The organism is Pseudomonas chaetocerotis, assembly GCF_015712105.2.
GTDB classification, from domain to species: Bacteria; Pseudomonadota; Gammaproteobacteria; order Pseudomonadales; family Pseudomonadaceae; genus Aquipseudomonas; species Aquipseudomonas chaetocerotis.
Map to the genome: position 1 here is coordinate 98,301 of NZ_JACFYX020000001.1, position 25,246 is coordinate 123,546.

Annotated in this window: 28 protein-coding genes and 3 tRNA genes; 19 read left to right on the top strand and 12 right to left on the bottom strand. The window is 60.4% G+C overall.

The annotated features are described in order from the left end of the window. Positions 1–71 precede the first annotated feature (71 nt). The 4 genes from H3221_RS00485 to hemA form a co-directional block, all read right to left on the bottom strand. Positions 72–821, bottom strand: a complete 750-nt coding sequence (locus H3221_RS00485; protein WP_196476904.1) for a molybdopterin-synthase adenylyltransferase MoeB — start codon at positions 819–821, stop codon at positions 72–74. 4 nt (positions 822–825) lie between these two features. Then, the gene (gene prmC, locus H3221_RS00490; RefSeq protein WP_196476886.1) at positions 826–1,659 is read right to left on the bottom strand and encodes a peptide chain release factor N(5)-glutamine methyltransferase; all 834 of its coding nucleotides are present in this window, start codon (positions 1,657–1,659) and stop codon (positions 826–828) included. 192 nt (positions 1,660–1,851) lie between these two features. Then, the gene (gene prfA / locus H3221_RS00495; RefSeq protein ID WP_196476887.1) at positions 1,852–2,934 is read right to left on the bottom strand and encodes a peptide chain release factor 1; all 1,083 of its coding nucleotides are present in this window, start codon (positions 2,932–2,934) and stop codon (positions 1,852–1,854) included. Further along, positions 2,931–4,211, bottom strand: a complete 1,281-nt coding sequence (gene hemA, locus H3221_RS00500; protein ID WP_196476888.1) for a glutamyl-tRNA reductase — start codon at positions 4,209–4,211, stop codon at positions 2,931–2,933. Before hemA ends, prfA begins: the two co-directional genes overlap by 4 nt. 209 nt (positions 4,212–4,420) lie before the next feature. Between hemA and H3221_RS00505 the strand changes: the two genes are divergently transcribed. The 10 genes from H3221_RS00505 to H3221_RS00550 all read left to right on the top strand — a co-directional run bounded on the left by H3221_RS00505 (position 4,421) and on the right by H3221_RS00550 (position 13,274). Further along, positions 4,421–6,148: a tetratricopeptide repeat protein gene (locus tag H3221_RS00505; protein WP_196476889.1), complete on the top strand. Its 1,728-nt coding sequence runs from the start codon at positions 4,421–4,423 to the stop codon at positions 6,146–6,148. After that, complete coding sequence (gene lolB, locus H3221_RS00510; protein WP_397427941.1) at positions 6,145–6,762, top strand: lipoprotein insertase outer membrane protein LolB; 618 nt, start codon at positions 6,145–6,147, stop codon at positions 6,760–6,762. Before H3221_RS00505 ends, lolB begins: the two co-directional genes overlap by 4 nt. A 162-nt stretch (positions 6,763–6,924) precedes the next feature. Then, positions 6,925–7,794 (top strand): 4-(cytidine 5'-diphospho)-2-C-methyl-D-erythritol kinase, encoded by an 870-nt coding sequence (ispE, locus tag H3221_RS00515; protein WP_196476891.1) that lies wholly within the window; start codon positions 6,925–6,927, stop codon positions 7,792–7,794. A 26-nt stretch (positions 7,795–7,820) separates the two neighbouring features. Further along, positions 7,821–7,895, top strand: a tRNA-Gln gene (locus tag H3221_RS00520). Positions 7,896–7,951: 56 nt separating this feature from the next. After that, a tRNA-Gln gene (locus tag H3221_RS00525) sits at positions 7,952–8,026 on the top strand. Between the two features lie 46 nt (positions 8,027–8,072). Beyond that, positions 8,073–9,014, top strand: a complete 942-nt coding sequence (locus H3221_RS00530) for a ribose-phosphate pyrophosphokinase (protein WP_003244667.1) — start codon at positions 8,073–8,075, stop codon at positions 9,012–9,014. A 107-nt stretch (positions 9,015–9,121) separates the two neighbouring features. Beyond that, positions 9,122–9,733 (top strand): 50S ribosomal protein L25/general stress protein Ctc, encoded by a 612-nt coding sequence (locus H3221_RS00535; protein ID WP_196476892.1) that lies wholly within the window; start codon positions 9,122–9,124, stop codon positions 9,731–9,733. Between the two features lie 63 nt (positions 9,734–9,796). After that, positions 9,797–10,387, top strand: a complete 591-nt coding sequence (gene pth, locus H3221_RS00540; RefSeq protein WP_196476893.1) for an aminoacyl-tRNA hydrolase — start codon at positions 9,797–9,799, stop codon at positions 10,385–10,387. A gap of 25 nt (positions 10,388–10,412) precedes the next feature. Then, positions 10,413–11,513 carry a redox-regulated ATPase YchF gene (ychF, locus tag H3221_RS00545; protein WP_017678150.1) on the top strand — a complete coding sequence of 367 codons (1,101 nt, stop codon included), beginning with the start codon at positions 10,413–10,415 and terminating at the stop codon, positions 11,511–11,513. Between the two features lie 468 nt (positions 11,514–11,981). Beyond that, complete coding sequence (locus tag H3221_RS00550) at positions 11,982–13,274, top strand: hypothetical protein (RefSeq protein ID WP_196476894.1); 1,293 nt, start codon at positions 11,982–11,984, stop codon at positions 13,272–13,274. 6 nt (positions 13,275–13,280) lie between these two features. Here H3221_RS00550 and H3221_RS00555 read toward each other — a convergent pair whose 3' ends face one another. From H3221_RS00555 to H3221_RS00570, 4 genes are all read right to left on the bottom strand, one after another. After that, positions 13,281–13,847: a hypothetical protein gene (locus H3221_RS00555; RefSeq protein WP_196476895.1), complete on the bottom strand. Its 567-nt coding sequence runs from the start codon at positions 13,845–13,847 to the stop codon at positions 13,281–13,283. Positions 13,848–13,865: 18 nt separating this feature from the next. Then, entirely contained in the window at positions 13,866–14,411 is a 546-nt protein-coding gene (locus tag H3221_RS00560; RefSeq protein ID WP_196476896.1) for an HIT family protein, read from the bottom strand. A 94-nt stretch (positions 14,412–14,505) separates the two neighbouring features. Continuing rightward, a complete protein-coding gene (locus H3221_RS00565; protein ID WP_196476897.1) occupies positions 14,506–15,048 on the bottom strand; it encodes a hypothetical protein in 543 nt (180 codons plus the stop codon). Between the two features lie 63 nt (positions 15,049–15,111). Then, positions 15,112–15,387 (bottom strand): helix-turn-helix domain-containing protein, encoded by a 276-nt coding sequence (locus tag H3221_RS00570; RefSeq protein WP_061337129.1) that lies wholly within the window; start codon positions 15,385–15,387, stop codon positions 15,112–15,114. Between the two features lie 146 nt (positions 15,388–15,533). On the opposite strand from H3221_RS00570, the gene H3221_RS00575 reads away from it, so the two are divergent. The 6 genes from H3221_RS00575 (at position 15,534) to H3221_RS00600 (ending at position 19,511) form a co-directional block, all read left to right on the top strand. Then, entirely contained in the window at positions 15,534–15,815 is a 282-nt protein-coding gene (locus tag H3221_RS00575; protein WP_037002676.1) for a MerR family transcriptional regulator, read from the top strand. Continuing rightward, the gene (locus tag H3221_RS00580) at positions 15,808–16,056 is read left to right on the top strand and encodes a hypothetical protein (protein WP_074913447.1); all 249 of its coding nucleotides are present in this window, start codon (positions 15,808–15,810) and stop codon (positions 16,054–16,056) included. The genes H3221_RS00575 and H3221_RS00580 overlap by 8 nt, the downstream gene beginning before the upstream one ends. Continuing rightward, positions 16,049–16,447, top strand: a complete 399-nt coding sequence (locus tag H3221_RS00585) for a hypothetical protein (RefSeq protein WP_179553542.1) — start codon at positions 16,049–16,051, stop codon at positions 16,445–16,447. The genes H3221_RS00580 and H3221_RS00585 overlap by 8 nt, the downstream gene beginning before the upstream one ends. Before the next feature lie 460 nt (positions 16,448–16,907). Then, on the top strand, positions 16,908–18,191 hold the full coding sequence (locus H3221_RS00590; protein ID WP_196476898.1) for a hypothetical protein: 1,284 nt from the start codon (positions 16,908–16,910) through the stop codon (positions 18,189–18,191). Beyond that, a complete protein-coding gene (locus H3221_RS00595) occupies positions 18,188–19,177 on the top strand; it encodes a phage integrase (protein WP_196476899.1) in 990 nt (329 codons plus the stop codon). Before H3221_RS00590 ends, H3221_RS00595 begins: the two co-directional genes overlap by 4 nt. Positions 19,178–19,223: 46 nt before the next feature. Further along, positions 19,224–19,511: a hypothetical protein gene (locus H3221_RS00600; RefSeq protein WP_037005532.1), complete on the top strand. Its 288-nt coding sequence runs from the start codon at positions 19,224–19,226 to the stop codon at positions 19,509–19,511. 75 nt (positions 19,512–19,586) lie between these two features. Here the strand turns inward: H3221_RS00600 and H3221_RS00605 are convergent. Then, positions 19,587–19,663 (bottom strand) — tRNA-Met (locus H3221_RS00605). Positions 19,664–19,886: 223 nt separating this feature from the next. Here H3221_RS00605 and H3221_RS00610 point away from each other — a divergent pair. Beyond that, positions 19,887–20,114, top strand: coding sequence for a hypothetical protein (locus H3221_RS00610; RefSeq protein ID WP_196476900.1), 228 nt, complete (start codon positions 19,887–19,889; stop codon positions 20,112–20,114). Here H3221_RS00610 and H3221_RS00615 read toward each other — a convergent pair. Then, on the bottom strand, positions 20,111–20,467 hold the full coding sequence (locus H3221_RS00615; protein ID WP_196476901.1) for an excalibur calcium-binding domain-containing protein: 357 nt from the start codon (positions 20,465–20,467) through the stop codon (positions 20,111–20,113). The genes H3221_RS00610 and H3221_RS00615 overlap by 4 nt on opposite strands. A gap of 137 nt (positions 20,468–20,604) precedes the next feature. Here H3221_RS00615 and H3221_RS00620 point away from each other — a divergent pair, with 137 nt between their 5' ends. Continuing rightward, positions 20,605–20,769 carry a hypothetical protein gene (locus tag H3221_RS00620; protein WP_196476902.1) on the top strand — a complete coding sequence of 55 codons (165 nt, stop codon included), beginning with the start codon at positions 20,605–20,607 and terminating at the stop codon, positions 20,767–20,769. Between the two features lie 24 nt (positions 20,770–20,793). After that, positions 20,794–21,240 carry a hypothetical protein gene (locus H3221_RS00625; RefSeq protein WP_196476903.1) on the top strand — a complete coding sequence of 149 codons (447 nt, stop codon included), beginning with the start codon at positions 20,794–20,796 and terminating at the stop codon, positions 21,238–21,240. 835 nt (positions 21,241–22,075) lie between these two features. On the opposite strand, the gene H3221_RS00630 is transcribed toward H3221_RS00625, so the two are convergent. Both H3221_RS00630 and H3221_RS00635 read right to left on the bottom strand, forming a co-directional pair. Further along, positions 22,076–22,990 carry a DMT family transporter gene (locus tag H3221_RS00630; protein ID WP_196473639.1) on the bottom strand — a complete coding sequence of 305 codons (915 nt, stop codon included), beginning with the start codon at positions 22,988–22,990 and terminating at the stop codon, positions 22,076–22,078. Positions 22,991–23,244: 254 nt separating this feature from the next. Further along, on the bottom strand, positions 23,245–25,167 hold the full coding sequence (locus tag H3221_RS00635; protein ID WP_196473640.1) for a bifunctional metallophosphatase/5'-nucleotidase: 1,923 nt from the start codon (positions 25,165–25,167) through the stop codon (positions 23,245–23,247). Positions 25,168–25,246: the final 79 nt, after the last annotated feature.

A 25,246-nucleotide genomic window follows, 5' to 3' on the forward strand; every position in this document is an offset into this window, starting at 1 on the left:
CACGTAAACTGCGCTTTTTCGGCCGTTTTTGCCTTGTCTTGCCTGCCTCGCCTACGTTTTTCAACGGCCTGCTAGCGCCCACCACACACCTCACAGGCTGGATCGCGCTTGACCCGCAACTCGCGAAAGCGCGTGCCCAGCGCGTCGATCAATAGCAGGCGGCCTACCAGCGGCTCCCCGAAACCGGCCAGCAGTTTCAGCGCCTCCAGTGCCTGCAGGCTGCCGACCAGGCCGACCAGCGGCCCGACCACACCGGCTTCGCTGCAGGTCAGCTCGGCTTCGCTGCCGTGGCCATACAGGCAGTGATAGCAGGGGCTGGCCGCATTGCGGGGATCGAACACCGACAGTTGCCCTTCCAAACGGATCGCCGCGCCGGAGACCAGCGGCTTGCCGGCAGCAACGCAGGCAGCGTTGACCGCCTCGCGGGTGGTGAAATTGTCCGAGCAGTCCAGCACCAGATCGACGGTGCCCACGGCGGCGGCGAGCGAGTCAGCGTCCAGCGCCTGACGATGCGGCACCAGGCTGATCTGCGGATTGATCGCTGCCAGGCGCGCCATGGCCGAATCCACCTTGGCCTGGCCGATGCTGGCGGTGTCGTGGGCGATCTGCCGCTGCAGGTTGGTCAGGTCCACCGTGTCGAAGTCGGCCAGGTGCAGTTCACCGACCCCAGCGGCTGCCAGGTACAGCGCCACGGGCGAACCCAGCCCACCCATGCCGACGATCAGCACACGGCCCTGCTTGAGGCGCAGTTGCCCCTCTACGTCGATCTGTTTCAGCAGAATCTGCCGGCTGTAACGCAGCAGTTCTTCATCGCTCAGCATCTGATCACTCACGGTCGAAACGTCCCAAACTGATGCGCTCATGGCCGCCCAGGTCACGCCGGCTATCGACCTCGACGAAGCCGCCCTCGGCGAGCAACCTGCGCACGTTCTCGGCCTGGTCGAAGCCATGTTCCAGCAGTAGCCAGCCACCGGACAGCAGGTGCTGCGGCGCGGCCTGGATGATCGCACGAATATCGTCCAGCCCGTCGCTGCCGGCGACCAGGGCGCTGCTTGGCTCGAAACGCACGTCGCCCTCGTTCAGATGGCGGTCGTCAGCGCGTATATAGGGTGGATTGCTCAGGATCAGGCCATAGCGTTGCCCGGTCAGCGCGGAGAACCAGTGGCTGTGCAGGAAACGGGCGTTACCCAGTTGCAGGCGTTGACGATTGCGCTCGGCCAGGGCCACCGCGTCCTCGACGCGATCCACACCGGTCACCTGCCACGTCGGACGTTCGCTGGCCAAAGCCAGGGCGATGGCGCCGGTGCCGGTGCCCAGGTCCAGCACCGCCAGCGCGGTGGCAGGCAGCAGGTCGAGCGCGGTTTCCACCAGTAGTTCGGTATCCGGACGTGGTATCAGGGTATGCGGCGCTACTTCCAGATCCAGACTCCAGAAGCCCTGATGGCCGAGGATATAGGCCACCGGCTCGCCACTCCGGCGGCGCTGCATGAACGCGTTGAACTGCACTTGCTGGACCACATCCAGATCACGCTCCGGCCAGGTGCGCAGGTAGCTGCGCGGCTTGTTCAGCACGGCGGCCAGCAGCAACTCCGCATCCAATCGCGGTGTCGGCGAGTCGGGCAGGTCGGCGCTGTTGAGCAGGGATTCGATGGTGGACATGCGTTAAAGCCTCAAGCGGCAAGCTTCAAGCGACAAGATGGCCCGTATTCGACTTGCGGCTTGCAGTTCTTGCATAGGTGGGTCGTAACGACTGATCGCCCCACCGCGTGGAATGGTGGATGAAAAAAGCGTCATCCACCCTACAAAAGCACATTCAACTTGCAGCTTATGACTTGCAACTTGCCGCTGCGGTCAGTCCCCCAGCGCCGCCAACTGATCGGCCTGGTACTCGGCCAGCAGCGGTTCGATCACGGCCTCGACACCACCGGCCATCACTTCATTGAGCGAATACAGGGTCAGGTTGATGCGGTGGTCGGTCACTCGCCCCTGCGGGAAGTTGTAGGTGCGGATGCGCTCGGAGCGGTCGCCGGAGCCCACCAGCAGCTTGCGCGTCTCGGATATTTCCTTGTGCGCCGCCGCTTCCTGCTGGTCCTGCAGCTTGGCTGCCAGCCAGGCCATGGCCTTGGCGCGGTTCTTGTGCTGCGAGCGCTCTTCCTGACACTCAACCACAGTGCCGGTGGGAATGTGGGTGATGCGGATCGCCGAGTCAGTGGTGTTGACGTGCTGACCACCGGCGCCGGAGCTGCGGTAGGTGTCGACGCGCAAGTCAGCCGGATTGATCTCGATGGCGGCCTGCTCGTCCGGCTCCGGCAACACCGCAACGGTGCAGGCCGAGGTATGAATACGGCCCTGGGATTCGGTTTCCGGCACACGCTGCACGCGATGAGCACCGGACTCGAACTTGAGCTTGGCGTAGACGTTGTCGCCTTCGACACGGGCAATCACTTCCTTGAAACCGCCGTGCTCGCCCTCGTTGGCTGACAGCACCTCGACTCGCCAGCCCTGCTTCTCGGCATAGCGCGAATACATGCGGAACAGGTCGCCGGAGAAGATGGCTGCCTCGTCGCCGCCTGTGCCGGCACGCACTTCCAGGTAGACGTTACGGCCGTCGTTGGGGTCTTTCGGCAGCAGCATGCGCTGCAGCTTGTCTTCCAGGGTGACCAGCGCTTCCTTGGCCTGGGCGACTTCCTCTTCGGCCATCTCGCGCAGGTCCGGGTCGCTTTCCTTGAGTAGCGCCTGGGCACCTTCGAGATCGCCCTGCACCTTGCGCAGCTCGCGAAAGGTGGCGATCACCGGCTCGATCTCGGCATATTCCCTGGAGTAGGCGCGAAACTGCGTCTGCTTGGCAATCACCTCGGCGTCGCCGAGCAACGCGGTCAGTTCCTCGAAACGGTCGCTGAGGTTGTCCAGCTTGTTCAACAGTGAAGCTTTCATTGCAGACCTTTGTCCTGCGGCGCGCCCTCGTCGAGGGCGAACAATTCCTGGGCCAGGCTGAGCGCGTCGACGCGCCCCTCGGCGGTAAGTTTCTTCATGCGCACGCTGGGTGCGTGTAGCAGCTTGTTGGTCAGACCGCGTGCCAGTTGCGCCAGTACGTCTTCGGGGTTGCTGCCGTTGGCCAGCATGCGCTGGGCCTTGGCCAGCTCATCGTCGCGCAGGCGCTCGGCCTGCTGACGGTAGGCCTTGAGCACATCGACCGCAGCCAGCTCACGCAGGCGCTGCATGAAGTCGTCAGTGCCGGCGGCCACCAGTTCCTCGGCAGCCTGCGCCGCGCCCTGGCGGCTCTTGAGGTTTTCCTCGATGACTTCGTGCAGGTCATCGACGGTATAGAGGTAGACGTCATCCAGCTCGCCCACCTGCGACTCGATATCGCGCGGTACCGCGATGTCGACCATGAAAATCGGCTTGTGCTTGCGCTTTTTCAGCGCACTTTCCACCGCGCCCTTGCCGAGAATCGGCAGCTGACTGGCGGTGGAGCTGATGACGATGTCGCTGTGCGCCAGCTCGTCGGGGATATCCGAGAGCAGCACGGCATGGGCACCGAACTGCTCGGCCAGCTGACTGGCGCGCTCCAGGGTGCGGTTGGCGACGACGATGCGCTTGATGCCCTGGTCATGCAGGTGACGCGCCACCAGGCTGATGGTCTCGCCGGCGCCGATCAGCAACGCCTGGCTGCGATGCAGGTCAGCGAAGATCTGCTTGGCCAGGCTGACCGCAGCGAAGGCCACGGATACCGGGTTCTCGCCAATGGCGGTGTCGGTGCGCACGGTCTTCGCGGTGCTGAAGGTGGCCTGGAACAAGCGCCCCAGCAGCGGCCCGACGGTGCCAGCCTCGCGCGCTACGGCGTAGGCGGACTTGAGCTGGCCGAGAATCTGTGGCTCGCCCAGCACCATGGAGTCGAGCCCGCACGCCACGCGCATCATGTGCCGCACCGCGTCATCCTCGCTGTGCACATAGGCGCAGGCACGCAGTTCGTCGACGCTCAGGCGATGATAATCGGCCAGCCACTGCAACACTTCGTCGCTGCTCAGCTGATCCTGCTCCAGGTACAGCTCGCTGCGATTGCAGGTCGAGAGGATCGCCGCCTCACGGCTGGGCGTCAGCCGGCACAGCTGCTGCAGGGCTTCGACCAGTTGCTCCGGGGTGAAGGCAACGCGCTCGCGCACCTCTACCGAGGCGGTCTTGTGGTTGATACCGAGGGCGATAAAGGCCATGCAGGGTCGCTGAGGGGCAATACGGAAGCCGACAATTGTCCTACTTCGCCCCCGAGAGAACAACTCCCGCGACCTATTGTCCCAATAGACAGTTCGCCGCATCGTCCTGGCCAGTGGGCTTGCTCCAAGGCTTGTGTCATGATGCCGCGAACGTCGCAGGGCAAGCGCCAGCACGGCCGTCGCCCCGGAATAACGCACGACAAGGCACTATGAACAGACCCCTCGCGTTGCTCACTGCACTCGCCTTCCTCAGCGGCTGCCAAACCTTCGCCCCCAGTGAGCCGGACGGTACGCCGCCGGTACAGGAAGCCGACCAGGCCGCCCAGCTGGAACCGAGCGAATACGGCTCGTTCAGCCAGGAAACCCTGTTCGCCCTGCTCACCGCCGAGCTGGCCGGCCAACGCAATCGCTTCGACATCGCCCTCGGCAACTACGTGCAGCAGGCCAACGCCACCGGCGATGCCGGCGTCGCCGAACGCGCCTTCCGCATTGCCGAATACCTCGGCGCCGAACAGGCTGCGCTCGACAGTGCACTGATCTGGGCCAGGAACGCACCAGGCAACATCGACGCCCAGCGCGCCGCCGCCGTGCAATTGGCCCGCGCCGGTCGTTACGACGAATCCATGACTTATATGGAGCAGGTGCTGCAGCGCCAGGGCGATACCCACTTCGATTTCCTCGCCCTGTCTGCCGCCGAGACCGACCCGGACACCCGCGCCGGCCTGCTGCAGGGCTTCGATCGCCTGCTGAGCAAGAACCCGGACAACAGCCAGTTGCTGTTCGGCAAGGCCATCCTCCTGCAACAGGACGGCCGCGCCGAAGAGGCCCTGCAGTTGCTCGAAGACAATGCAGCGAGCAGCAACGAAGTGTCGCCGATCCTGCTGCGCGCCCGCCTGCTGCAGAGCCTCGGCCGTGGTGACGAAGCCCTGCCGCTGCTGCACAAAGGCATCCGCAACAACCCCGAAGACAAACGCCTGCGCCTGACCTACGCGCGCCTGCTGGTCGAGCAGGATCGCCTCGACGACGCCAAGGGCGAGTTCTCCAAGCTGGTGCAGGAAAACCCCAACGATGACGACCTGCGTTTCTCCCTGGCCCTGGTGTGCCTGGAAGCCGAAGCCTGGGAAGAGGCCATCGTCTACCTCGAAGAGCTGGTCGAACGCCGCAGCCATGTCGATGCCGCGCACTACAACCTCGGCCGCGCCTACGAGGCGCTGAACGACAACGACAGTGCCCTGCAGGAATACAACCTGGTCGGTCCGAGCAACGACTACCTGCCGGCCCAGCAACGCCAGGCCGAGCTGCTGTTCGCCCAACAGCGCAGCGAAGAAGCCAGCGCACGCCTGGCCCAGGCACGCGACGCGCAGCCCGATTACGCCATCCAGCTGTACCTGATCGAAGCCGAAAGCCTGAGCAATGACCAGCAGGTCGAGCCGGCCTGGAAGGTGATCAACGAAGGCCTGGAGCAATTTCCCAACGACCTGAACCTGCTCTATACCCGCGCCATGCTCGCGGAAAAGCGCGACGACCTGGCGCAGCTGGAAACCGACCTGCGCTACATCATCGAGCGCGAGCCGGAGCACGCCATGGCGCTCAACGCCCTCGGCTACACCCTGGCCGACCGCACCACGCGCTACGAAGAGGCGCGCGACCTGATCGCCAAGGCGCACCAGCTCAACCCGGACGACCCGGCGATTCTCGACAGCCTCGGCTGGGTCAACTATCGCCTGGGCAATCTCGAGGAAGCCGAGCGCCTGCTGCGCCAGGCCCTGGAGAAATTCCCCGACCATGAAGTCGCCGCCCACCTTGGCGAAGTGCTCTGGGCCCAGAACAAGCAACGCGAAGCCCGACGCGTCTGGGCCGACGCCCTCGCCGAAACGCCCGACAGCCCCATTCTGCGTGACACCTTGTTGCGCCTGACCGGTTCCGAGACCCTTTGATGCTTCGTCACCTACTTGTATTCAGCCTCCTTGCCCTGCTCGCCGGTTGCGCCGGCCTCACCTCGCACGAAGCGCTGGAAGGCCAGGGTGACCCGGCCGCGTGGAAAGCCCACAAAGAGCAAGTCACCCAACTCGACGGCTGGCAGATCAACGGCAAGATCGGCATCCGCGCCCCGCAGGATTCCGGCAGCGCCACCCTGTTCTGGCTGCAGCGCCAGGATTACTACGACATTCGCCTGTCCGGCCCGCTGGGTGGCGGCGCCGCACGCCTGACCGGCCGCCCGGGCGACATCCTGCTGGAAGTGTCCAACCGTGGTCGCTACCGCGCCGAATCGCCGGAAGCGCTGCTGCGCGAACAACTGCGCCTGGACCTGCCCGTCTCCAACCTGCTCTGGTGGATTCGCGGCCTGCCCGCCCCGGACAGCCGCAGCCGCATCACCCTCGATGGCCAGAGCCACCTGGCGCAGCTCGAGCAGGACGGCTGGAAGGTTGAGTACCTGCGCTACACCGAACAGAACGGCTACACCCTGCCGGAGCGCTTGAAGCTCCATGGCCAGGACCTGGAAGTGACCCTGGTGATCAAGGACTGGCAACCGCGTCAGCTCGGTCAATAAGCTCACTACAGAGCCTGCGGGAAGGGCTTCAGCCGCGACAGTTCGTCGAGCAGTCGCCGCTCAAGCGCCTCCCACAGGAGCCGTAGCCCGGATGCAATCCGGGGACTCTCCACCCAGCCCCGGATTGCATCCGGGCTACGAACTCCCGTCAGCGACATCGCCATGACCACCATCCCCGCCCACGCCGAACTGATCCTGCCCGCCCCCGCCAAGCTCAACCTGATGCTGCATATCCTCGGCCGCCGCGCCGATGGTTACCACGAGCTGCAAACCCTGTTTCAGTTTCTCGACCACGGCGACGAGCTCGGCTTCAGCGTCCGCCAGGACGGCGAAATCCACCTGCACACGCCCATCGACGGCGTACCGCACGACAGCAACCTGATCGTGCGTGCAGCCAAAAGACTGCAGCAAGCCAGCGGCACCCGGCTCGGCGCCGACATCTGGCTGGACAAGCGCCTGCCCATGGGCGGCGGCATCGGCGGCGGCAGCTCGGATGCCGCCACCACCCTGCTCGGTCTCGACCACCTGTGGCAAACCCGACTCGGTGAAGATCGCCTGGCCGAACTGGGCCTGGCCCTGGGCGCCGACGTACCGGTATTCGTGCGCGGTCGCGCCGCCTTCGCCGAGGGCGTTGGCGAGCGCCTGACCCCGGTCGAACTTGACGAACCCTGGTTCCTCGTCGCGGTGCCGCAAGTCTTTGTCAGCACTGCAGAAGTTTTCGGCTCGCGCGAGTTGACACGCGATACGCCGCCCATTAAAGTTCGCAGCCTTCTTGCGGGGGGTGGTCGAAACGACTGCCAGCCGGTCGTAGAGAAGCGTTACCCTGAAGTTCGTAACGCTTTGATCTTGTTGAACAAATTTGTTTCAGCTAGATTGACCGGCACTGGAGCTTGCATATTTGGGAGCTTCCCAAATCGGGACGATGCTGATAAAGTCGCCCGCCAACTTCCAGGCACTCTGCCGAGCTTTGTCGCTCAAGGTCGCAACATTTCGATGCTGCACCGAAAGCTCCAAGCATTGGCCAAGAAGTGAATGCTCAGCATTCGGTTATACGATACAGGGGCGTCGCCAAGCGGTAAGGCACCAGGTTTTGATCCTGGCATGCGTTGGTTCGAATCCAGCCGCCCCTGCCATAACCTCCTCAGGGAGGCATCGGCAACCGAGTCAACAAGCGTTCAACACAGAATATAGGGGCGTCGCCAAGCGGTAAGGCACCAGGTTTTGATCCTGGCATGCGTTGGTTCGAATCCAGCCGCCCCTGCCATTTTCCATACCCATCCAGGTATACCCCCAGCCGGCAGGTACTGCGCGTGTCCAAGATGATGGTCTTCACGGGGAACGCAAACCCCGATCTGGCGCGACGGATCGTTCGTCAGCTGCACATTCCCCTCGGCGATGCTTCGGTCGGTAAGTTCTCCGACGGCGAAGTCATGATCGAAATCAACGAGAACGTTCGCGGCAAGGACGTCTTCCTGATTCAGCCGACCTGTGCACCCACCAACGACAACCTGATGGAACTGGTCGTGATGGCCGATGCCTTCCGCCGCTCCTCGGCGACTCGCATCACTGCAGTTATCCCCTACTTCGGTTATGCCCGCCAGGATCGCCGTCCGCGTTCCGCGCGCGTGGCAATCAGCGCCAAAGTCGTGGCCGACATGCTCACCGTGGTCGGTATCGACCGCGTGCTGACCGTCGACCTGCACGCTGACCAGATCCAGGGCTTCTTCGACATTCCGGTGGACAACATCTACGGTTCCCCGGTCCTGGTCGACGACATCGAAGACCAGCGCTTCGACAACCTGATGATCGTCTCCCCCGACATCGGCGGCGTCGTTCGTGCCCGCGCCGTGGCCAAGAGCCTGGGCGTCGACCTGGCGATCATCGACAAGCGTCGTGAGAAGGCCAACCAGTCCGAAGTGATGCACATCATCGGTGACGTCGAAGGCCGCACCTGCATCCTCGTCGACGACATGGTCGACACCGCCGGTACCCTGTGCCACGCCGCCAAGGCGCTGAAAGAGCGCGGTGCTGCCAAGGTCTACGCCTACTGCACCCACCCGGTGCTGTCCGGCCGCGCCATCGAGAACATCGAGAATTCCGTCCTGGACGAGCTGGTGGTCACCAACACCATCCCGCTGTCCGCTGCGGCGCAGTCCTGCTCGCGCATTCGCCAGCTCGACATCGCCCCGGTCGTCGCCGAAGCGGTTCGCCGCATCAGCAACGAAGAATCGATCAGCGCCATGTTCCGCTAAGCGGAACTGGCCAGATCACACTGCCCCGCCTCGTGCGGGGCTTTTTGCCCTACCGCCCGAGGCTGGTCGCAAGCCACAAGGCGGTTTGGTTATTTTGGAGAAGTGAAATGACTGTTGAATTTGCCCTGAATGCCGAAGTGCGTTCCGACCTGGGGAAAGGTGCGAGCCGCCGCCTGCGTCGTAACGTGTCCATGGTGCCTGCCGTGATCTACGGTGGCGCCAAAGAACCGCAATCGATCAGCCTGCTGGCCAAAGACCTGGCCAAGCTGCTGGAAAACGAAGCGGCCTTCAGCCACGTCCTGACCCTGGACGTTGCCGGCACCAAAGAAAGCGTCGTGATCAAGGCCCTGCAGCGCCACCCGGCCAAAGGCTTCGTCCTGCACGCTGACTTCCAGCGCGTCGTAGCCGGCCAGAAACTGACCGCTCACGTACCGCTGCACTTCCTCAACGAAGCAACCGCCGTTGGCGTGAAGCAGCAGGGTGGCGAGATCTCCCACACCATCAACGAAGTCGAAGTTTCCTGCCTGCCGAAAGACCTGCCGGAATTCATCGAAGTCGACATGGCTGCCGTAGAAGTTGGCCAGACTGTCCACATGTCCGACCTGAAGCTGCCGAAAGGCGTCGAGCTGGTTGCTCTGGCTCACGGTAACGACCTGGCTGTCTCCAACATTCACGCTTCGCGCGTGAAGGCTGAAGACGAAGAAGGCGCTGCCGAGTAATCGCAGCGCGGAACCCGCCCGGCAGGCGATCACGCCGGGCGATTTCCTCAGAAGGGCTCCTGTATGACTGCCGTACAACTGATCGTTGGCCTGGGTAACCCCGGCCCCGAATACGACCAGACCCGGCACAATGCAGGGGCCCTTTTCGTTGAGCGCGTGGCGGCCAGCCAGCGCGTCAACCTCAGCGTCGATCGCAAATATTTCGGCCTGGTGGGCAAGTTCAACCACCAGGGACGCGAAGTTCGTCTGCTCATCCCCACCACCTACATGAACCGCAGCGGCCAGTCCGTGGCGGCCTTGGCCAATTTCTTCAAGATCAAACCCGAAGAGATCCTGGTGGCCCACGACGAACTCGACATGCCACCCGGCGTCGCCAAGCTCAAACAGGGCGGCGGCCACGGCGGGCACAACGGCCTGCGCGACATCATCGCCCAGCTCGGCAACCAGAATAACTTCCATCGCCTGCGGCTCGGCATCGGCCATCCGGGGCACGCCAGCCTGGTCTCCGGCTTCGTGCTCGGACGCGCCCCACGCAGCGAACAGGACCTGCTCGACAAGAGCATCGACTTCGCCTTGGACGTCCTGCCGGAAATACTCGCCGGCGACTGGACCGTGGCCATGCGCAAACTGCATAGCCAGAAGGCCACCCAGTAACCACCTTTCCCCCGAGGGACACACCATGGGATTCAACTGCGGCATCGTCGGCCTGCCCAACGTCGGCAAGTCCACCCTGTTCAACGCCCTCACCAAGTCCGGCATCGCGGCGGAGAACTTCCCCTTCTGCACCATCGAGCCGAACAGCGGCATCGTGCCCATGCCCGACCCGCGCCTGGATGCCCTGGCCGAGATCGTCAAGCCCGAGAAGGTCATCCCCACCACCATGGAATTCGTCGACATCGCCGGCCTGGTCGCGGGCGCGTCGAAAGGTGAAGGCCTGGGCAACAAGTTCCTCGCCAACATCCGCGAGACCGACGCCATCGCCCACGTGGTGCGCTGCTTCGAAGACGACAACGTCATCCACGTCGCCAACAGCGTCGACCCCAAGCGCGACATCGAGATCATCGACCTCGAACTGATCATGGCCGACCTCGACAGCTGCGAGAAACAACTGCAGCGCGTGGCGCGCACCGCCAAGGGTGGCGACAAGGAATCCGTGGCGCAGAAGGCCCTGCTGGAAAAGCTCATCCCCCACCTCACCGAAGGCAAGCCGGCGCGCAGCCTGCTCAAGGACCTGGGTGACGACGAGAAGCGCCTGGCCAAGACCTTCCACCTGCTCACCACCAAGCCGGTGATGTACATCGCCAACGTCGCCGAAGACGGCTTCGAGAACAACCCGCACCTCGACGTGGTCAACGCCATCGCCGAAGCGGAAGGCGCCATCGTCGTACCGGTGTGCAACAAGATCGAAGCCGAGATCGCCGAACTGGACGATCTCGAAGAGATGCAGATGTTCCTCGAAACCATGGGCATGGAAGAGCCGGGCCTGAACCGCGTGATCCGCGCCGGTTACTCGCTGCTCAACCTGCAGACCTACTTCACCGCTGGCGTGAAGGAAGTCCGCGCCTGGACCGTCAAGGTCGGCGCCACCGCCCCACAGTCGGCTGCAGCGATCCACACCGACTTCGAAAAAGGCTTCATCCGCGCCGAAGTCATCGCCTACAACGACTTCATCCAGTACAAAGGCGAAGCCGGCGCCAAGGAAGCCGGCAAATGGCGCCTGGAAGGCAAGGACTACATCGTCAAGGACGGCGACGTGATGCACTTCCGCTTCAACGTTTGATCGTTGGGAGCAGTGCATAGACAGAACCCCGCTTTGGCGGGGTTTTGTTGTTTTTGGGGTGGGGAATTAACGGGTTAAGGCTGGCGGGAGCTGGGCATTATGAAAAAGCGCCACCTCCCTCGGTAGACGCTGGACGCATGTAAAAACGGGGCTTTCGCCAGTGCCGGCTATTGGCTAGTATCCATTGCATGGTGTTTTGAGGCAGAAAGGGGACACCTCTTTTGCCAAAACTGTGGCGCTCCTGGGTCAGCCAGCTCGCCCTCCCCTGCATGGAAGCTGCCGCATGACCCGATTCCTCCTTACTCTGATCGCCATCCTCCCGCTGATCTGCTCTGCGGAAATCTACAAGTGGACGGATGAGAACGTGCGTGTCCATTTCTTCGTCACGTTAGCCCAAGGCGATACATAAAACACACCCCATAACTCTCTTAATAAATCTCCAATAAAATCTCTAAAGGATTATAAAACTTGACCCAGACAATCAGGATACCAAGACTAAAAGACAAAGTATTAATTGATTGCCTTAGAGAAATTGCAGAAAAATTAAGCAAGTACAACCCTACAGCCAGCACAACTCTACTAGGCTCAGCAAGTATCTCCTTTGAAGCTCAAGCGCCAGAGAACAGCCAAGAAATATCCGAACTAATAAAGAAAAACTCAGAACTAATATTCAACCTATCTTTAACGGTAGGCGACTTTCATATAAGACTATATCGCGGAGGCGCTGGAGAACCAAAGTCTCCTTACACAGATGAAGTCCAGCTAATCCCAGGGCACAACTGCAAATTAGACGCCATTGAAAGGACAGAGATTGGCTACACAATAGTCAAGAAGTTAAAAGCTATAGAACCAGGTAGGACCGTTGGCGGAAAAACCTCCAAGGAGCAGGAAGAGCTAGCTTCAATCCATGAAGCGACGCTGAGCCGCCTTGAAGAGCTGAACGAAAAACTAATATTCGACAGTCATGAATATAGAAAAAAGCTTGAAGCCGAGCACCTAAACAAATTACACACTCTAGAGGAAGCGTTCAGCACAAGAGAACAGGAGCTAACTAAAAACCATCAGCGCCTTAGCGAACAGCTTCAAGAGAAAGAACAGGCGTTTGAAGAAAGGAAGAATGAACTCGACAGCAAGAGTAACACTCACGCAAGACGACAAATTCGCAAAGACATTATTAGTGAAATTAAAAAACGCCAAACTGAATTCAAACTAACCAGCGGTACAAATAGCCTAAGAACCCCAGTCGCAGCATCAATGCTGGGGCTTATCGTCCTGTTCATTGCGCTTGCAGGATTCTCCATTAGAGACTTCTACCACGCACTCACCCTGAACGACACAAGTGCCTTGTGGATACCCGGACTGAAGCAAGTCATCTATTCATTCGGTGCCGTTGGTTCTATTCTTTTTTATATCCGCTGGCAAAATCGCTGGTTTGAACAACACTCACTTGCAGAGTTCCAGCTAAAACAACTTGAACTTGACATGGAAAGAGCAAGTTGGATTGTCGAAACCAGCTTAGAATGGAATGACGCAAAAGGTAATCCTATACCGCCAGAACTACTAGACAGCTTGAGTAGAAACCTATTCACCCCTCAAGGCGAAAAAGTGGAGAGCTTAGTGCACCCAGCAGACCAGCTTGCGTCTGCAATAATGGGAACAGCATCAATGGTTAAACTAAAAACCGGAAACACGGAAGTCGAAATTGACCCGCGCAAACTAAGAAGAGTCAAAACAGAAATAAATACAAGCAATCAGCCTTAAACCACTTCATTCCTCTTCGTTAATTTCAATTGACTGAAGAGGAATCAAGTCACCCAACACATTAAATGCTGCCACATACTCACACTCCATATCAGCACCAAGCCCATGTATAAATTGAACGTCGCTGCTTCTAAAGATGATATGCCCCACCTTTCTTGGGGCATCATCCCTGCGCAGCAACAGGAACACGCCTTGTTCATCTTTGAACGAGCGGACGTGTTCTGGCTCAAGCCCTAGGTGCCCACAGGCCTGCCTGAAGCCAAGCGCTCTGTCTTTATTGTTGAAGTGGATTACGTCGAGATACATTTCATCGGCAGCATCGAGCATGCTTATCTTTGTCGCCGTCAAAGGCGGGAAGCCTGGAAGTTGCTCCAGACTCGATGGCTCTTTGAGCCGATATTCTGTGCTGTATGTGCCGATAAATACGGGCACGTCGTCCACCAGATCGCCGTCCGGCACTAGCACTTTGTAGATGCGGGGAAACGTTACGTTGGTCTTCGGACACGTGTAGCGGTCATCGGAGTTTGACCGGCGCAGGTGCTCGAAGCTCGCCATATCAATAATGTTCCCCATGTCTCCCCCCTAGAAAACTTATGCAGCATTAATCCCTTCATATTCTTTAAGCACAGTTAACACTCCTGAAATATTTATATCCCGGCGCCAATTCCAAGCGGAGCTAGAGCCACAGGACTGAGCGTAGATGTACCTCAGAAACTGAGACGGCAGCATAGGACTATTACAGATATAGCTATTATCCTGAGCATCGCGATACCAAACATATCCAGCATCTATGCTGGCGCCTGAGTAATCCCCCGTTATTACTGGCTCCAGCTTAATCTCAGATCTTAGCCGCTCATCAAATATCTTTGAATCTACTACACAATGAATATGGGCGTGCACTATGCAGCCACCAGAGTGCGAAATAGTTGTGCCCGCACCACTTTCAAAAAACACAAGATTTTCACCCCGCGCATTTAAGATATGATTCTTAAGAAAACCAAGAACCTTAAAACCTTCATTTATCTCAAAGTCGGATAACTGGGCGAAGCTATTAACATGTCTCTTTGGCACAAGCATCACATGCGAATAATTTAGCGGCCCAAAACTTGGAATCACTAGAAAGCTTGCAGATTCCAAGATGACATTCCCTCTCGACTTAATCAGCTCGCAGTAAATATCGCCAAACTCAGGATTACCCTTCCCAGATATCTCTAAACAAATACCGCAACTCTCAATCATTGGAAGCCTTCGGAACTATTTTCTCTGCCCATGCAGCCAAGCGACTAAGCACAAGATCAGAGAAATAACCTAATAGAAAACATATAGCAAATGCCGTTCTTGCCGACTCTTTTTCTTTTAGAGAAAACGGGAAGAAGTCAGCACTAGCCAACAAGTAAGTAGAGAACGCAACCAAACTGGCCAAGAAAGGCGTCATAACTCGCCAGTAAAATTTATGAGGCTGCCAAGGAAAGCCATACTGATCACGCTTCCCTCTAGCGGTTACGCGATAAAACCATTTAGTATCATAGACCCATCCGCCCAAGAAACCGCCTATTACAGCCATCATTGCGAGCTTGTCTCTATAAGAAATACCAACTTTATCCCCATAGAACTGAAGAACCACTAGCAGTCCTACTGCAGCAAAAAACGCAACAATCAGATATACAAACTCAAAAATTATTTGATTCTTGTCAGTTTTAAAAAAAGGAACACACTCACGTCCCTCAAGACCATTATTGATACGTGCAGCACTATCCTTGGTTTGCTCTCCCACGTTTATCTCCCTCAGGTACTTAAACTGGCTTTCTTTGAAACCATCTTCGGGCCACTTCCGCTGTTACCTGCTGCCCGCTTCTTGTCCTGCCAATTTTAGGTCTGCTTCGACGTAATCCGGGCTGGTCTGCCCTGCCTCTGGCGCAATGTTCCCTGAAACGAGCCAAAGCGCGTACTCAGGGGTAATACCCAGGATTGCTTCTATGTCGTCTCCATTGACCCGGCGCTTGCCACCTCTGAGCGCATACCACTTCTCGCGGTCGATGCCTGTCAGCTCTTCGAGCCGCTTAGCAGTCAACCCCTTAGAATCCCAAATGGCTATAAGCCGCTCTCTGATCATTCAAAAATCGTCTATAAAATTGGTAAATAGTGCTACTAACTATCTGCCAGCACCGATATATTCGCATCATGTGATTGGGAGTATTTACCAATCACTAATCACTCATTAACCACAGTTTATGAGCATTTCATAGGCAGGGATAGGCAATGACTACTCAGCACCTGAACGAACCTCCTTTCGATGTCAGCTTCGACGTAGACGGCAAACGCGTCATCTACCTCGACTGCCGTAACGCCCTCACCTGCAGCAAGGAAACCTTCGCTGCCATGAACGGTGTTTCCACCGACACCGTGATCGCCTGGATGCAGAGCGGCACCATCCCCAGCGTGAAGATGGGCCGCCCTCGCCTCGTCCACCTCGCCCAAATCCGCACCGATCTGGCCAAGGGCAAAACCATCTTTGCGCAGGGGGATTACGTCGATGAATAAGGCCAACCCGAACCACGGCAACGTCGTTCCGCTCGGCTCCGCCATGGGCGACGTCTGCAGCATCGTGACCTTCGCTACAGGCAGCGGGATTCCCGCTGATGAAGTGGCCGAGCTGGTGGATAACGGCACCCTGCCAAGCCTGACGTTTGCCGACTTCCGCATGGTCAACGTGGGTAAACTCCGCGCCGATCTGCTGAGCGGTAAGGAGTCCTTCAAGGCGGGGGACTACAGCGATGACTAGCAACAGCTCCCCCGTGAATGCATCCAACGCCGCCCAGTACGTCGGCCAAACTGCCCTGGTCGAACTGGCCTGGGACGATGAACCCGAACCGCTCTGGCTGCTCCTGCATATTGTCGGCGTCGTGCTGCCCTTCGAAGGGGTGTATGACCAAGCCTACTTCATGACCCTGGAAATGAACGATCCAGGGCAGTTCCCGAACGAGGTGTTCTTCTCGGACATCCGCACTATCAGGGCGATGCGGCACCGCGACCGGCATGGTTCCGGCAACGTACTGGACCGCATGACCCTGACCCATTCCACCGATGTGGCCGGGTCAGGGGCCGCGCTCCCGGCTCGTCGGGACAGCTTCACCGTCCCGGCGAACGGAAGCACGGGCGCAGCGCACCCTTGACCCCGCACCATGAATATCAGCCTGACAACGGGAGTGTGGGGTAGCTTCACCACCCCGCGCTCCCGAGCCCTCGGCGGCAAGAGTGGGATGACAAGGGCAAAGCCCTTGGTGTTGATTCTCTCGGCCCGCCACCAGCCGCAACGCCGCACCACCGCAAAGCCAGACGCTGGGCGCGCCCGCCTGCACTTCCTCCCGCCTACACCCGACACCCTGCCGGCCTTCCTGGCGTTGATCCTGTTCCTGATCCTCTCGGCAATGGGCAATTCCTGGGTGGCCGGGAAAAGCCCAAAAGGGCCAACGCCGTATGCCTGGACAGTGACAGAAGAAGGATGCGGGCCGGCGGTGGGGTTGCGTGCGAGGCACGAGCGCGGGTGCGCGCCGCCGGCCCGCTGACGTCCCTGTAACACGTCAGATAACAAGCAGTTGAACGAGTGACAAACCTTCAATAACAGGAAATCAGATGGACGCCGTTAAAGACTTCTTCCGCGTTGATAACCAAACCGGCCTTGAGTCTCCTCATGGTCGTTTGTTCCTGGACATCGGCAAGACCGGCTTTGTCGATCTGTCTGCTGTTCGCCTGCTTCGCTGCGGCGTCGATACCGTCCGCCAGCTCTACAAGGGCCTGCTGCGCCCTGACATCCTGGGCCTGTTCGACAAGCCCGGCGCCATTGTCGATTTCGCCGGTGAGCGCTGGCACTCCGGGCGGGTAAGCCGTGACTCGGGCTACCAGTACAAGCTACAGAATGCTGACCTGGGGTTCGTACTGCTGGTGAAGAACTTCAACGCCAAAGTCGAGAACATCGGCCCACACCTGAAAATCGAGGTGTCTCCCCATGCCATCGACAACCTGTCGCCCGAGCGCCTGCAGGCCCGCCTGGATCACTACGCCTCCCAGGTGCTGACGAACATCGAGGTCAATCAATGCGCGGTGCATCTTGCCCTCGACCTGCAGGGCTGGACGCCTCCCGCCGATCTGGTCAGCAACATGCATTGCCGTGCCCGCTCGCACCGGGATGTCTCCGGCATCAACGAACTGCACTGGGCCACGAAATCCAGCGTGTATGGCCGCGGTGAAACCTCGATGTTCGGCTCTGCCAACGGCCTGCAGCTCTGCATCTACAACAAGACCGAACAGGCCAAGGCCACCGACAAGCTCGACTACTGGGAAAGCGTCTGGCGTCGCCGCGACAGCTTCGACGAAACCGACCCGGACAACTACAACCCGGCCCAGGATGTGTGGCGCGTAGAGCTGCGTTATCACCACTCCATCGTCCAACAGTTTGCCAGTGGCTCGGTAGACCTGCAGAGCGGGCAAGTGATCGACACCCGCACCTTTGCCGCCTTCGCGGGCCATCTGGACGGCCTGTGGCGTTACGGCCTGAACCAGTTCAAATACCTTGCCCGTCGCGGCTACTACGCTCCGATCTGGACGCTGATCCGTGACGACGTGCGCGTCGATCTGCCGGTCGATTCCCTGCTCGATGACACCGACTACAGGCGCTACTACAAGACCTCGCGGGGCTTCTCCGGCAAGAATGTGGAACTCTTCCTGGGAAACTTCGTAAGCCTGCTGGCACGGGAGCGAGTGGGCGCTAGAAAAGCTTTTTACACCCTCAAGGACTGGGACTGCTGGCCGGTGATCCGCGATCACTACGCATCCAAGGGTCTCGATGAAGACCGCCTCTATAAACACCTCAAAGCCTTGCTTGAGGAGCGCAGTGTTCGTTGGGGGCGTGCCGTTTGATCACCAAAGGACCAAAGGGCTGGGACGTCGATTTCTGGCTCGATAAATCTGCCGGTATCCGCAAGCGCAAACGTGGCTTTCGCACCAAAAGCGAGGCCGAACGCTGGGTATCCGATACCCGCCGCCAATACAGCCAACGTGGCCGTGATCCAGGCGAACGCCTGTCCGATCTGGTCGATACCTGGCAAGAGCTGCACGGCTCCACGCTCAAAGACCCTTACCGCTACAGCCGGACGATGGCCATAGCGCATGCCCTGGGCAACCCTATTGCCGCCACCTTCACTGCCCTGGACTTTGGCCGCTACCGTACCCAGCGCCTGAAAGACTGCACCCCGGCCACCGTGAACCATGAACACCGCTACATGAAAGCCGTGTTCAATGAGCTGATCCGCCTGGGCGTCTGGCATGAGGCAAACCCGCTGGCCATGCTGCGTCAGCTCAAGGTGGATGAAACCGAGCGAGCGTTTCTCACCCTGGATGAATGCCGGCTGGTCCTGCAGGAATGCGCCGCCTCGACCAACAGCCATACGCTGCCTGTCGCCCAAATCTGCCTGGCTACCGGTGCTCGATGGGATGAAGCCGAAAGCCTGACCCGCCCCCAGGTATCCAATGGCCAAGTGCGCTTCGTGCGTACCAAGAATGGCAAGAGTCGTTCGGTGCCGATCCCGGCCGAGCTGGAGAAGCTCATTCTGTCGCGTGGCTACCCTGGAAACGGCAAGCTGTTCAGCTCCTGCAGGTCAGCCTTCCGCAAAGCCTATGAGCGCACCGGCCTGCATACGCCAGGGCAGATGACCCACATACTCCGCCACACCTTCGCCAGTCACTACATGATGCAAGGCGGGAACATCGTCACCCTGCAGCGCATCCTGGGCCACGGTGACATCAAGATGACCATGCGCTATTCACACCTCGCACCCGATCACTTCGCCACTGCCCTGACCCATTCGCCGCTGGCACTACTGGAAGTGCACGAAACTTCCGTCTAGCCTGTCCCTTGCAGGGCAACTATTCGGCCAAAGCCAGGAGGGCTATATGGGAATGGAAGATCGTGAATGGTACAGGGACGAGCTGCGCAGCAAGGGCAAGAAGCCTTCCTGGGACAACTTCAATGCGAGCATGGCGCAACCACCCGCGCTGACCGAGGGCGAAGTGCCTCGCATTGCCAAGGTAGCAACTCCCCCGTCTGACATTCACCTGCAGGCACAACAGATCCTCGATGCTCGAGCAGACGCCAGTAAAGGCAGCCCATGGCCGATGCTGTTGATGTCGTTCTTCGTTGTGAATGCTATGGGATATGCCGGCTACCTGTTCTTGAGGTAGGGACAAGAAAGGGACAGTTCGGGGACACCGGCCCAAATAAAAAGGGGCTAGCTTGCGCTAACCCCTTGAAATTTATGGTGGCTACACCGGGACTTGAACCTGGGACATCAGCATTATGAATGCTGCGCTCTAACCAACTGAGCTATGTAGCCAACGGCGCGCATTGTCCGCGTCTCGCCTACCGCTGTCAACCCCAGATCATCGATAAATTTACGTTTTATCAAGCGGTTAGGCTTCGCCGGTGGCGGCGTGCTCAATTGCGGGTCTCTGAGCCTGCGGCTGACCTCTCAACCGCCCGAGCGGTGCTTGCGGGGCTGTCGGGCGATGCCGGAAAATCCGCCTCCAGCAGGCTGCAGCGCCGCCGCGCGCTGGCCCATGAACCGGGAGAACACCTTGAGAGCGAGAGACGATTTCGACGATCTGCGGGCGGAGCGTGACATGCCGATGCATTACCGCAACGAACCCAATCGCCATGCCGGGCTGTGGAAGCAGATCGCGATTGGCATCGTCGTCGGCTACAGCGTGCTGGGCATCATCAGTGCGGTTGCCTGGATGCTTGTCGCTCAGCTTGCGCTGAGCAGCCTGTCGATCACCCTGCCCTAACGCCCGCACCATTGCCCTTCACAGGGCACACCATCATTGTCGCCGTCCATCTTGGTGCCGGGGCAGTTGCGCAGAAAGAAGGTGGCTTCGGCACAGGAGGTCATCTGCGAGCAGTGGACTCGGCCATCGCAACGATACTGCGTGCTGGCGACCTGGACTGCGGGTTGGCTGATAGAGGGTGAGGGGCGCAGGCTGTCCAGCGAGAAGGTGGAAGAGCCTGGCTGGGTGACCACCGGATTGTCCATGACCGAGCCATCGCTGGCGATGTTGCTGATCATCGGATTACCAGGCTTGCTCAGATAGAACTGCCAGAAAGCGGCGCCCAACAGCAGGATGATGATCAGCTTCTTCATTGCACAGTCCCTTGCCCGGTTTACGTGCTTGTCAGTATCGGCTCGCCGAGCCGACAACGCCAGGGGCGTGCATTGGCACTTGCCATCCCCTGCCCGCCTCTTCATCCTGCCCCATTATTTACCCTGCGAGCCCTGTCATGACGCCCATCCAGAATATCGGCCTGGCGCTATTCGTGTTGCTTTCCATCGGTTTCGCCCTCGGCCACAAGACCGAGTGCGGCGATGGCCGCGTAGTGGAGACTTATCTGGCCAAGGGGCTGGCCTCACAGTTGCTGGGGCATGATCTTTGCCAGCAACCCTGAACACCTTCATTAAGGAATGATGTGATGAAAACGTTCGCCTTGCTTGTCAGCCTGGGCCTTCTCGGTGCTTGCGCCAACCTGGGCTCGCAGCCGCCGGTGCCGGTCACCTCTCCCGTGGTGCAGGCCTTTCGCGATATCTGCCTGCAGACGGCGCCAAGCTTTGCTGAGGCGCAGCGCGTTGCGCGCCAGCATGGCATCACCGAGATGACCGACATGGGCTTCGCCACCGTTGGCTTCAATGCCGACAAGAGCCTGAGCATTCAGGTGAAGGTCAGCCAGGAATGCGTGGTGACCAGCGAGGCGCAGGAGGATGACAGCCTGACGAGTCAGTTGCTCAGCGCGGCGGCGATCAACGCCGGCACCACGGTGCCGCGCAAGGTGCCGGTGAAGATGATGGTCGCCGGGCAGCCGTTCATCCTGATGCATGATCGTGAAGGCGGTGAAGCCTTCGTGATGTTGAAACCGGAGTGAGGGGTTCGCCGTAGGGCGGATGACGCCTTTTTCATCCGCCGGCTTTGAAAAGGTGGATCGGTGAAGCGTGATCCACCCTACGCGCGTAAAGGCGGTGAGGCCTTCGTGATGTTGAAACCGGAGTGAGGGGATCACCGTAGGGCGGATGACGCCTTTTCCATCCGCCGGCTTTGAAAAGGTGGATCGGTGAAGCGTGATCCACCCTACGCGCGTAAAGGCGGTGAGGCCTTCGTGATGCTGAAGCCGGAGTGAGGGGTTCGCCGTAGGGCGGATGACGCCTTTTTCATCCGCCGGCTTTGAAAAGGTGGATCGGTGAAGCGTGATCCACCCTACGCGCGTAAAGGCGGTGGGCCTTCGTGATGCTGAAGCCGGAGTGAGGGGTTCGCCGTAGGGCGGATGACGCCTTGTTCATCCGCCGGCTTTGAAAAGGTGGATCGGTGAAGCGTGATCCACCCTACGCGCGTGAAGGCGGTGGGCCTTCGTGATGTTGAAGCCGGAGTGAGGGGATCACCGTAGGGCGGATGACGCCTTGTTCATCCGCCGGCGTTAAGAGGTGGATCGGTGAAGCGCGATCCACCCTACGCGCGTGAAGGCGGTGGGCCTTCGTGATGCTGAAGCCGGAGTGAGGGGTTCGCCCCAGGGCGGATTACGCCTTGTTCATCCGCCGGCTTTGAAAAGGTGGATCGGTGAAACGCGATCCACCCTACGCGCGTAAAGGCGGTGGGCCTTCGTGATGTTGAAACCGGAGTGAGGGGATCACCGTAGGGCGGATGACGCCTTTTACATCCGCCGGCGTTAAGAGGTGGATCGGTGAAACGCGATCCACCCTACGCGGCTAGGCGCTCTTGCCGGGTCGCGTAGCCAGCAGCAGGCCGCCAAAGATCATCGCGGCGCCCAGCCAGTGGTAGAGCTGCAGGCTTTCGTTCAACAGCACCCAACCCAGCAACGCGGTGAACACCGGCATCAGGTAGTTGGTCAGCGCCGCCTTGGCCGCGCCGATCACACGGATGCCGTGGTTCCAGGCCAGGTAGGCCAGCAGCGAGGCGAACACGGCGGTGTAGGCGACAGCCGAGAGGTTGGCGGCATTGAGCGCCAGGTGCGCGCCCTGGCTCAGCTCGTATAGATAGAAGGGCAGAATCAGCGGTACGCCCAGCAGGATGAACACGCCCAGCAAGGCCAGCGGCGGGATCGGCTGCAGGTACGCCGACCAGCGCCGCAGCAGCAGCGAGTACAACGCCCAGTCGACCACCGCCAGCAGCATGATCAGGTCGCCCTGGTTGAACGACAGGCTGGCCAGGCGGCTCCATTGCCCCTGGCTGATCAGCACCGCAAGCCCCATCACCGCCACCAGCATGCCCCACCAGGCGCGGCGCGCCGGCCATTCATTGAGCAGCAGCCCGGCGCCGATGAAGGTCACCAGCGGCAGGCAGGTGTTGACCAGCGAGATGTTGATGGCGGCCGTGGTCTGCGCCGCGCTGTAGAGCAGCGAGTTGTAGCCGGCGATGCCCAGGCCGCCGAGCACCAGCAGGCGCCAGCCGGCAGCGCGCACGGCTACGCGATGACGCCACAGCGGCATGGCGACGAAGGGCAGCAGCAGCGCCAGGGCCAGGCACCAGCGCCAGAACGACAGGGTGAACGGGGCGATCTCGCCCGCGAAGGCGCGTGCCACCAGGGCATTGCCGGACCAGCACAGGTTGGCCAGCAACAGGCCGAACAGCGCCAGCGGGCGCGAATGATTGAGTGCAGTCATCGGGCGAGCGCCGCACCAGTGGCGCGACGGTTATGCGAGTGGGGATTGGCCGGCTGTGCGCGGTGAGCGAGCGCGCAGTGCTGAGCGATCATTGCGTAGCTTCCGAATCAGACGGCTTTGCACCATACGGAGGCATTACGGGCTTGGCAAGGTGGCGGACCGTACAACGCGCAAACCGTTGGACCCCGTAGGGTGCGCCGTGCGCACCGACCTAACGGCGTCATTCCCGGTGCGCACGGCGCACCCTACGGTCATCAACGCTGACTGCGGCGACGCAGCGGGCGACTCAGCAGCCAGAGAGTCAGCAGCATGCCGGCCAGGATCACCGCACTGGCGCCCCACTGCATCGGCCCGGCCAGGCGGAACAGCTCGGCTGGATGCAGGCTGGGCGCGCGGACCATGCGCGCTTCGGCTGCCGCACCCGTGGTGGGAATATCGGCCAGGCCGTCGCCATCGAGATCCGGCAGGCTGCGGATATGGTCGAGCAGCACCTGCCATTCCTTGAGTTCCTGCACGCCTTCCTTATCCGGGTCCTGGTCGATGATGGCGTCTTCGATACGCGGCAGCGGGCGACCCTCGGCATCCTTGGGAATGACGTCGAGCAGGCCCTTGGTCAGGTCCGGCACCAGCCAGGTGAAGCTGCCGACGTAGCTGGTAGCACCGATGCTGTAGAGGCGCGTGTCGTTCAGGTCCAGATCACGGTAGCTGCCTTGCGCATCGCTGATTTCGATGCGGCTGACGCGGTCGAACGGCACGCGCCAGGGGTTGTAGGTGAAGCGCAGGCCGGATACGCGCGGGTAATAGCTGTCGCTGTCGCGCAGCTGATAGGCGAGCAGCAGCACTTCGAGCAGCGACTTGATTTCGCGCGCGCTGATGTAGGCCTTGATCATCGGGTAGCCCGGTTCGTCATCGTACTGGCCAATGCCCAGCGGGGCGATGCGAAACAGGTCGGAGACATCCTGCACGCCATTCCGCCCCTTGAGCAGGTCATCGCGGATGGTGCCGTTGCCGGTGAAGGCCAGGTCGGCATCGACGGCATGACGCAGCGCATCGGTGACCAGGTTGGCCAGGGTCTGATCGGTGAAATCACGGCCCAGGCTCTGGTCGAGCCTGGCCAGCGGCTGGTCGAAGCGGTAGCCCCTGGGCGCCAGCATGCGCTCGCTGACCAACTGCTTGAAGTCTTCGACCCTGGCGGTGATGGTCGCATCGCCGACGATGCTGTCGTTGACCGCATGCAGGCGATAGTCACGCACACGCGGCACGCCGTCTTCACCCAGGCTCATGCGCAGCTCACCGAGGTACTGGATTTCCGAGCCGGCCTGCACCACCGGGGTACGCCCATTGACCAGCACAGGTTGCGGCAGCGCCACATGCGAATGGCCGCCGACGACGATATCGATGCCCGGCACCTGCTCGACCAGCTCCACTTCCTCGCCGCGCCAACTGCCATCGGCCTGCTGGGTGACGCCCATGTGCGAGAGCAGGATGACCACCTCGGCGCCCTCCTCGCGCAGCTTGGCCACGGTTTCCCTGGCGGTGGCGACCGGGTCGGCGAAGGTCACCGGCTTGATCATCGGGCTGACCGCCACGGCGTTGTTGCCAAGCAGACCGAACAGGCCGAAACGAATGCCGCCGCGCTCGATGAGCTTGTAAGGCAGGATGCGCCCGGCCTCGACGTGCGCCTGCAGGCTGTCGTCGGCCTTGCTCGCGGTATCGAAACGCATGTTGCTCGACAGCAGCGGCAGCAGCGCGTCGCCCTTGGCCCTGTGCGCCGCGCTGATCATCGCGGCAAGGCCGGCGGGGCGGAAGTCGAATTCGTGGTTGCCGATCACCGCGGCGTCATAGCCCAGTTCGGTCATCAGGCGCAGTTCGCTGCCCATCTCGCGGGCGATGGTGTGAAACAGCGTGCCCATGGTGAAGTCGCCGCCGTCGAGCAACAGCAGAGGTTCTTCGCCGGCTGCTGCGCGGCGTTCATTCAATAAGGTGGCAAGCCGGGCGACGCCGCCGACGGTGTCGTCATCGTTCACCGTCGCCGGGCTGTATTCGTTGTTGGGGCCGAAACCGAGCAGGCGCGACTGCCAGTCGTTGCTGTGCAGGATGGTGAAATGGCGCTCAGCGGCGACCAGCGGCGCCGCACTCAGCAGGCCGGCAAGCAGAAGGGAGAGGAACAGGCGCATGGACGATCCTTGACGATGACTGTCCACAGTATGGAGCAGGCCATGACGCCAGGCAGCGACCAATCGAGACGCAGGTTGT

Excerpts from the sequence above, each read along its gene's own strand:
- H3221_RS00485 (WP_196476904.1), bottom strand. The coding sequence starts at position 821 with ATGCTGAGCGATGAAGAACTGCTGCGTTACAGCCGGCAGATTCTGCTG.
- prmC (WP_196476886.1), bottom strand. The coding sequence starts at position 1,659 with ATGTCCACCATCGAATCCCTGCTCAACAGCGCCGACCTGCCCGACTCG.
- prfA (WP_196476887.1), bottom strand. The coding sequence starts at position 2,934 with ATGAAAGCTTCACTGTTGAACAAGCTGGACAACCTCAGCGACCGTTTC.
- hemA (WP_196476888.1), bottom strand. The coding sequence starts at position 4,211 with ATGGCCTTTATCGCCCTCGGTATCAACCACAAGACCGCCTCGGTAGAG.
- H3221_RS00505 (WP_196476889.1), top strand. The coding sequence starts at position 4,421 with ATGAACAGACCCCTCGCGTTGCTCACTGCACTCGCCTTCCTCAGCGGC.
- ispE (WP_196476891.1), top strand. The coding sequence starts at position 6,925 with ATGACCACCATCCCCGCCCACGCCGAACTGATCCTGCCCGCCCCCGCC.
- H3221_RS00535 (WP_196476892.1), top strand. The coding sequence starts at position 9,122 with ATGACTGTTGAATTTGCCCTGAATGCCGAAGTGCGTTCCGACCTGGGG.
- pth (WP_196476893.1), top strand. The coding sequence starts at position 9,797 with ATGACTGCCGTACAACTGATCGTTGGCCTGGGTAACCCCGGCCCCGAA.
- ychF (WP_017678150.1), top strand. The coding sequence starts at position 10,413 with ATGGGATTCAACTGCGGCATCGTCGGCCTGCCCAACGTCGGCAAGTCC.
- H3221_RS00555 (WP_196476895.1), bottom strand. The coding sequence starts at position 13,847 with ATGGGGAACATTATTGATATGGCGAGCTTCGAGCACCTGCGCCGGTCA.
- H3221_RS00570 (WP_061337129.1), bottom strand. The coding sequence starts at position 15,387 with ATGATCAGAGAGCGGCTTATAGCCATTTGGGATTCTAAGGGGTTGACT.
- H3221_RS00575 (WP_037002676.1), top strand. The coding sequence starts at position 15,534 with ATGACTACTCAGCACCTGAACGAACCTCCTTTCGATGTCAGCTTCGAC.
- H3221_RS00580 (WP_074913447.1), top strand. The coding sequence starts at position 15,808 with ATGAATAAGGCCAACCCGAACCACGGCAACGTCGTTCCGCTCGGCTCC.
- H3221_RS00585 (WP_179553542.1), top strand. The coding sequence starts at position 16,049 with ATGACTAGCAACAGCTCCCCCGTGAATGCATCCAACGCCGCCCAGTAC.
- H3221_RS00590 (WP_196476898.1), top strand. The coding sequence starts at position 16,908 with ATGGACGCCGTTAAAGACTTCTTCCGCGTTGATAACCAAACCGGCCTT.
- H3221_RS00600 (WP_037005532.1), top strand. The coding sequence starts at position 19,224 with ATGGGAATGGAAGATCGTGAATGGTACAGGGACGAGCTGCGCAGCAAG.
- H3221_RS00610 (WP_196476900.1), top strand. The coding sequence starts at position 19,887 with ATGAACCGGGAGAACACCTTGAGAGCGAGAGACGATTTCGACGATCTG.
- H3221_RS00615 (WP_196476901.1), bottom strand. The coding sequence starts at position 20,467 with ATGAAGAAGCTGATCATCATCCTGCTGTTGGGCGCCGCTTTCTGGCAG.
- H3221_RS00620 (WP_196476902.1), top strand. The coding sequence starts at position 20,605 with ATGACGCCCATCCAGAATATCGGCCTGGCGCTATTCGTGTTGCTTTCC.
- H3221_RS00625 (WP_196476903.1), top strand. The coding sequence starts at position 20,794 with ATGAAAACGTTCGCCTTGCTTGTCAGCCTGGGCCTTCTCGGTGCTTGC.
- H3221_RS00630 (WP_196473639.1), bottom strand. The coding sequence starts at position 22,990 with ATGACTGCACTCAATCATTCGCGCCCGCTGGCGCTGTTCGGCCTGTTG.
- H3221_RS00635 (WP_196473640.1), bottom strand. The coding sequence starts at position 25,167 with ATGCGCCTGTTCCTCTCCCTTCTGCTTGCCGGCCTGCTGAGTGCGGCG.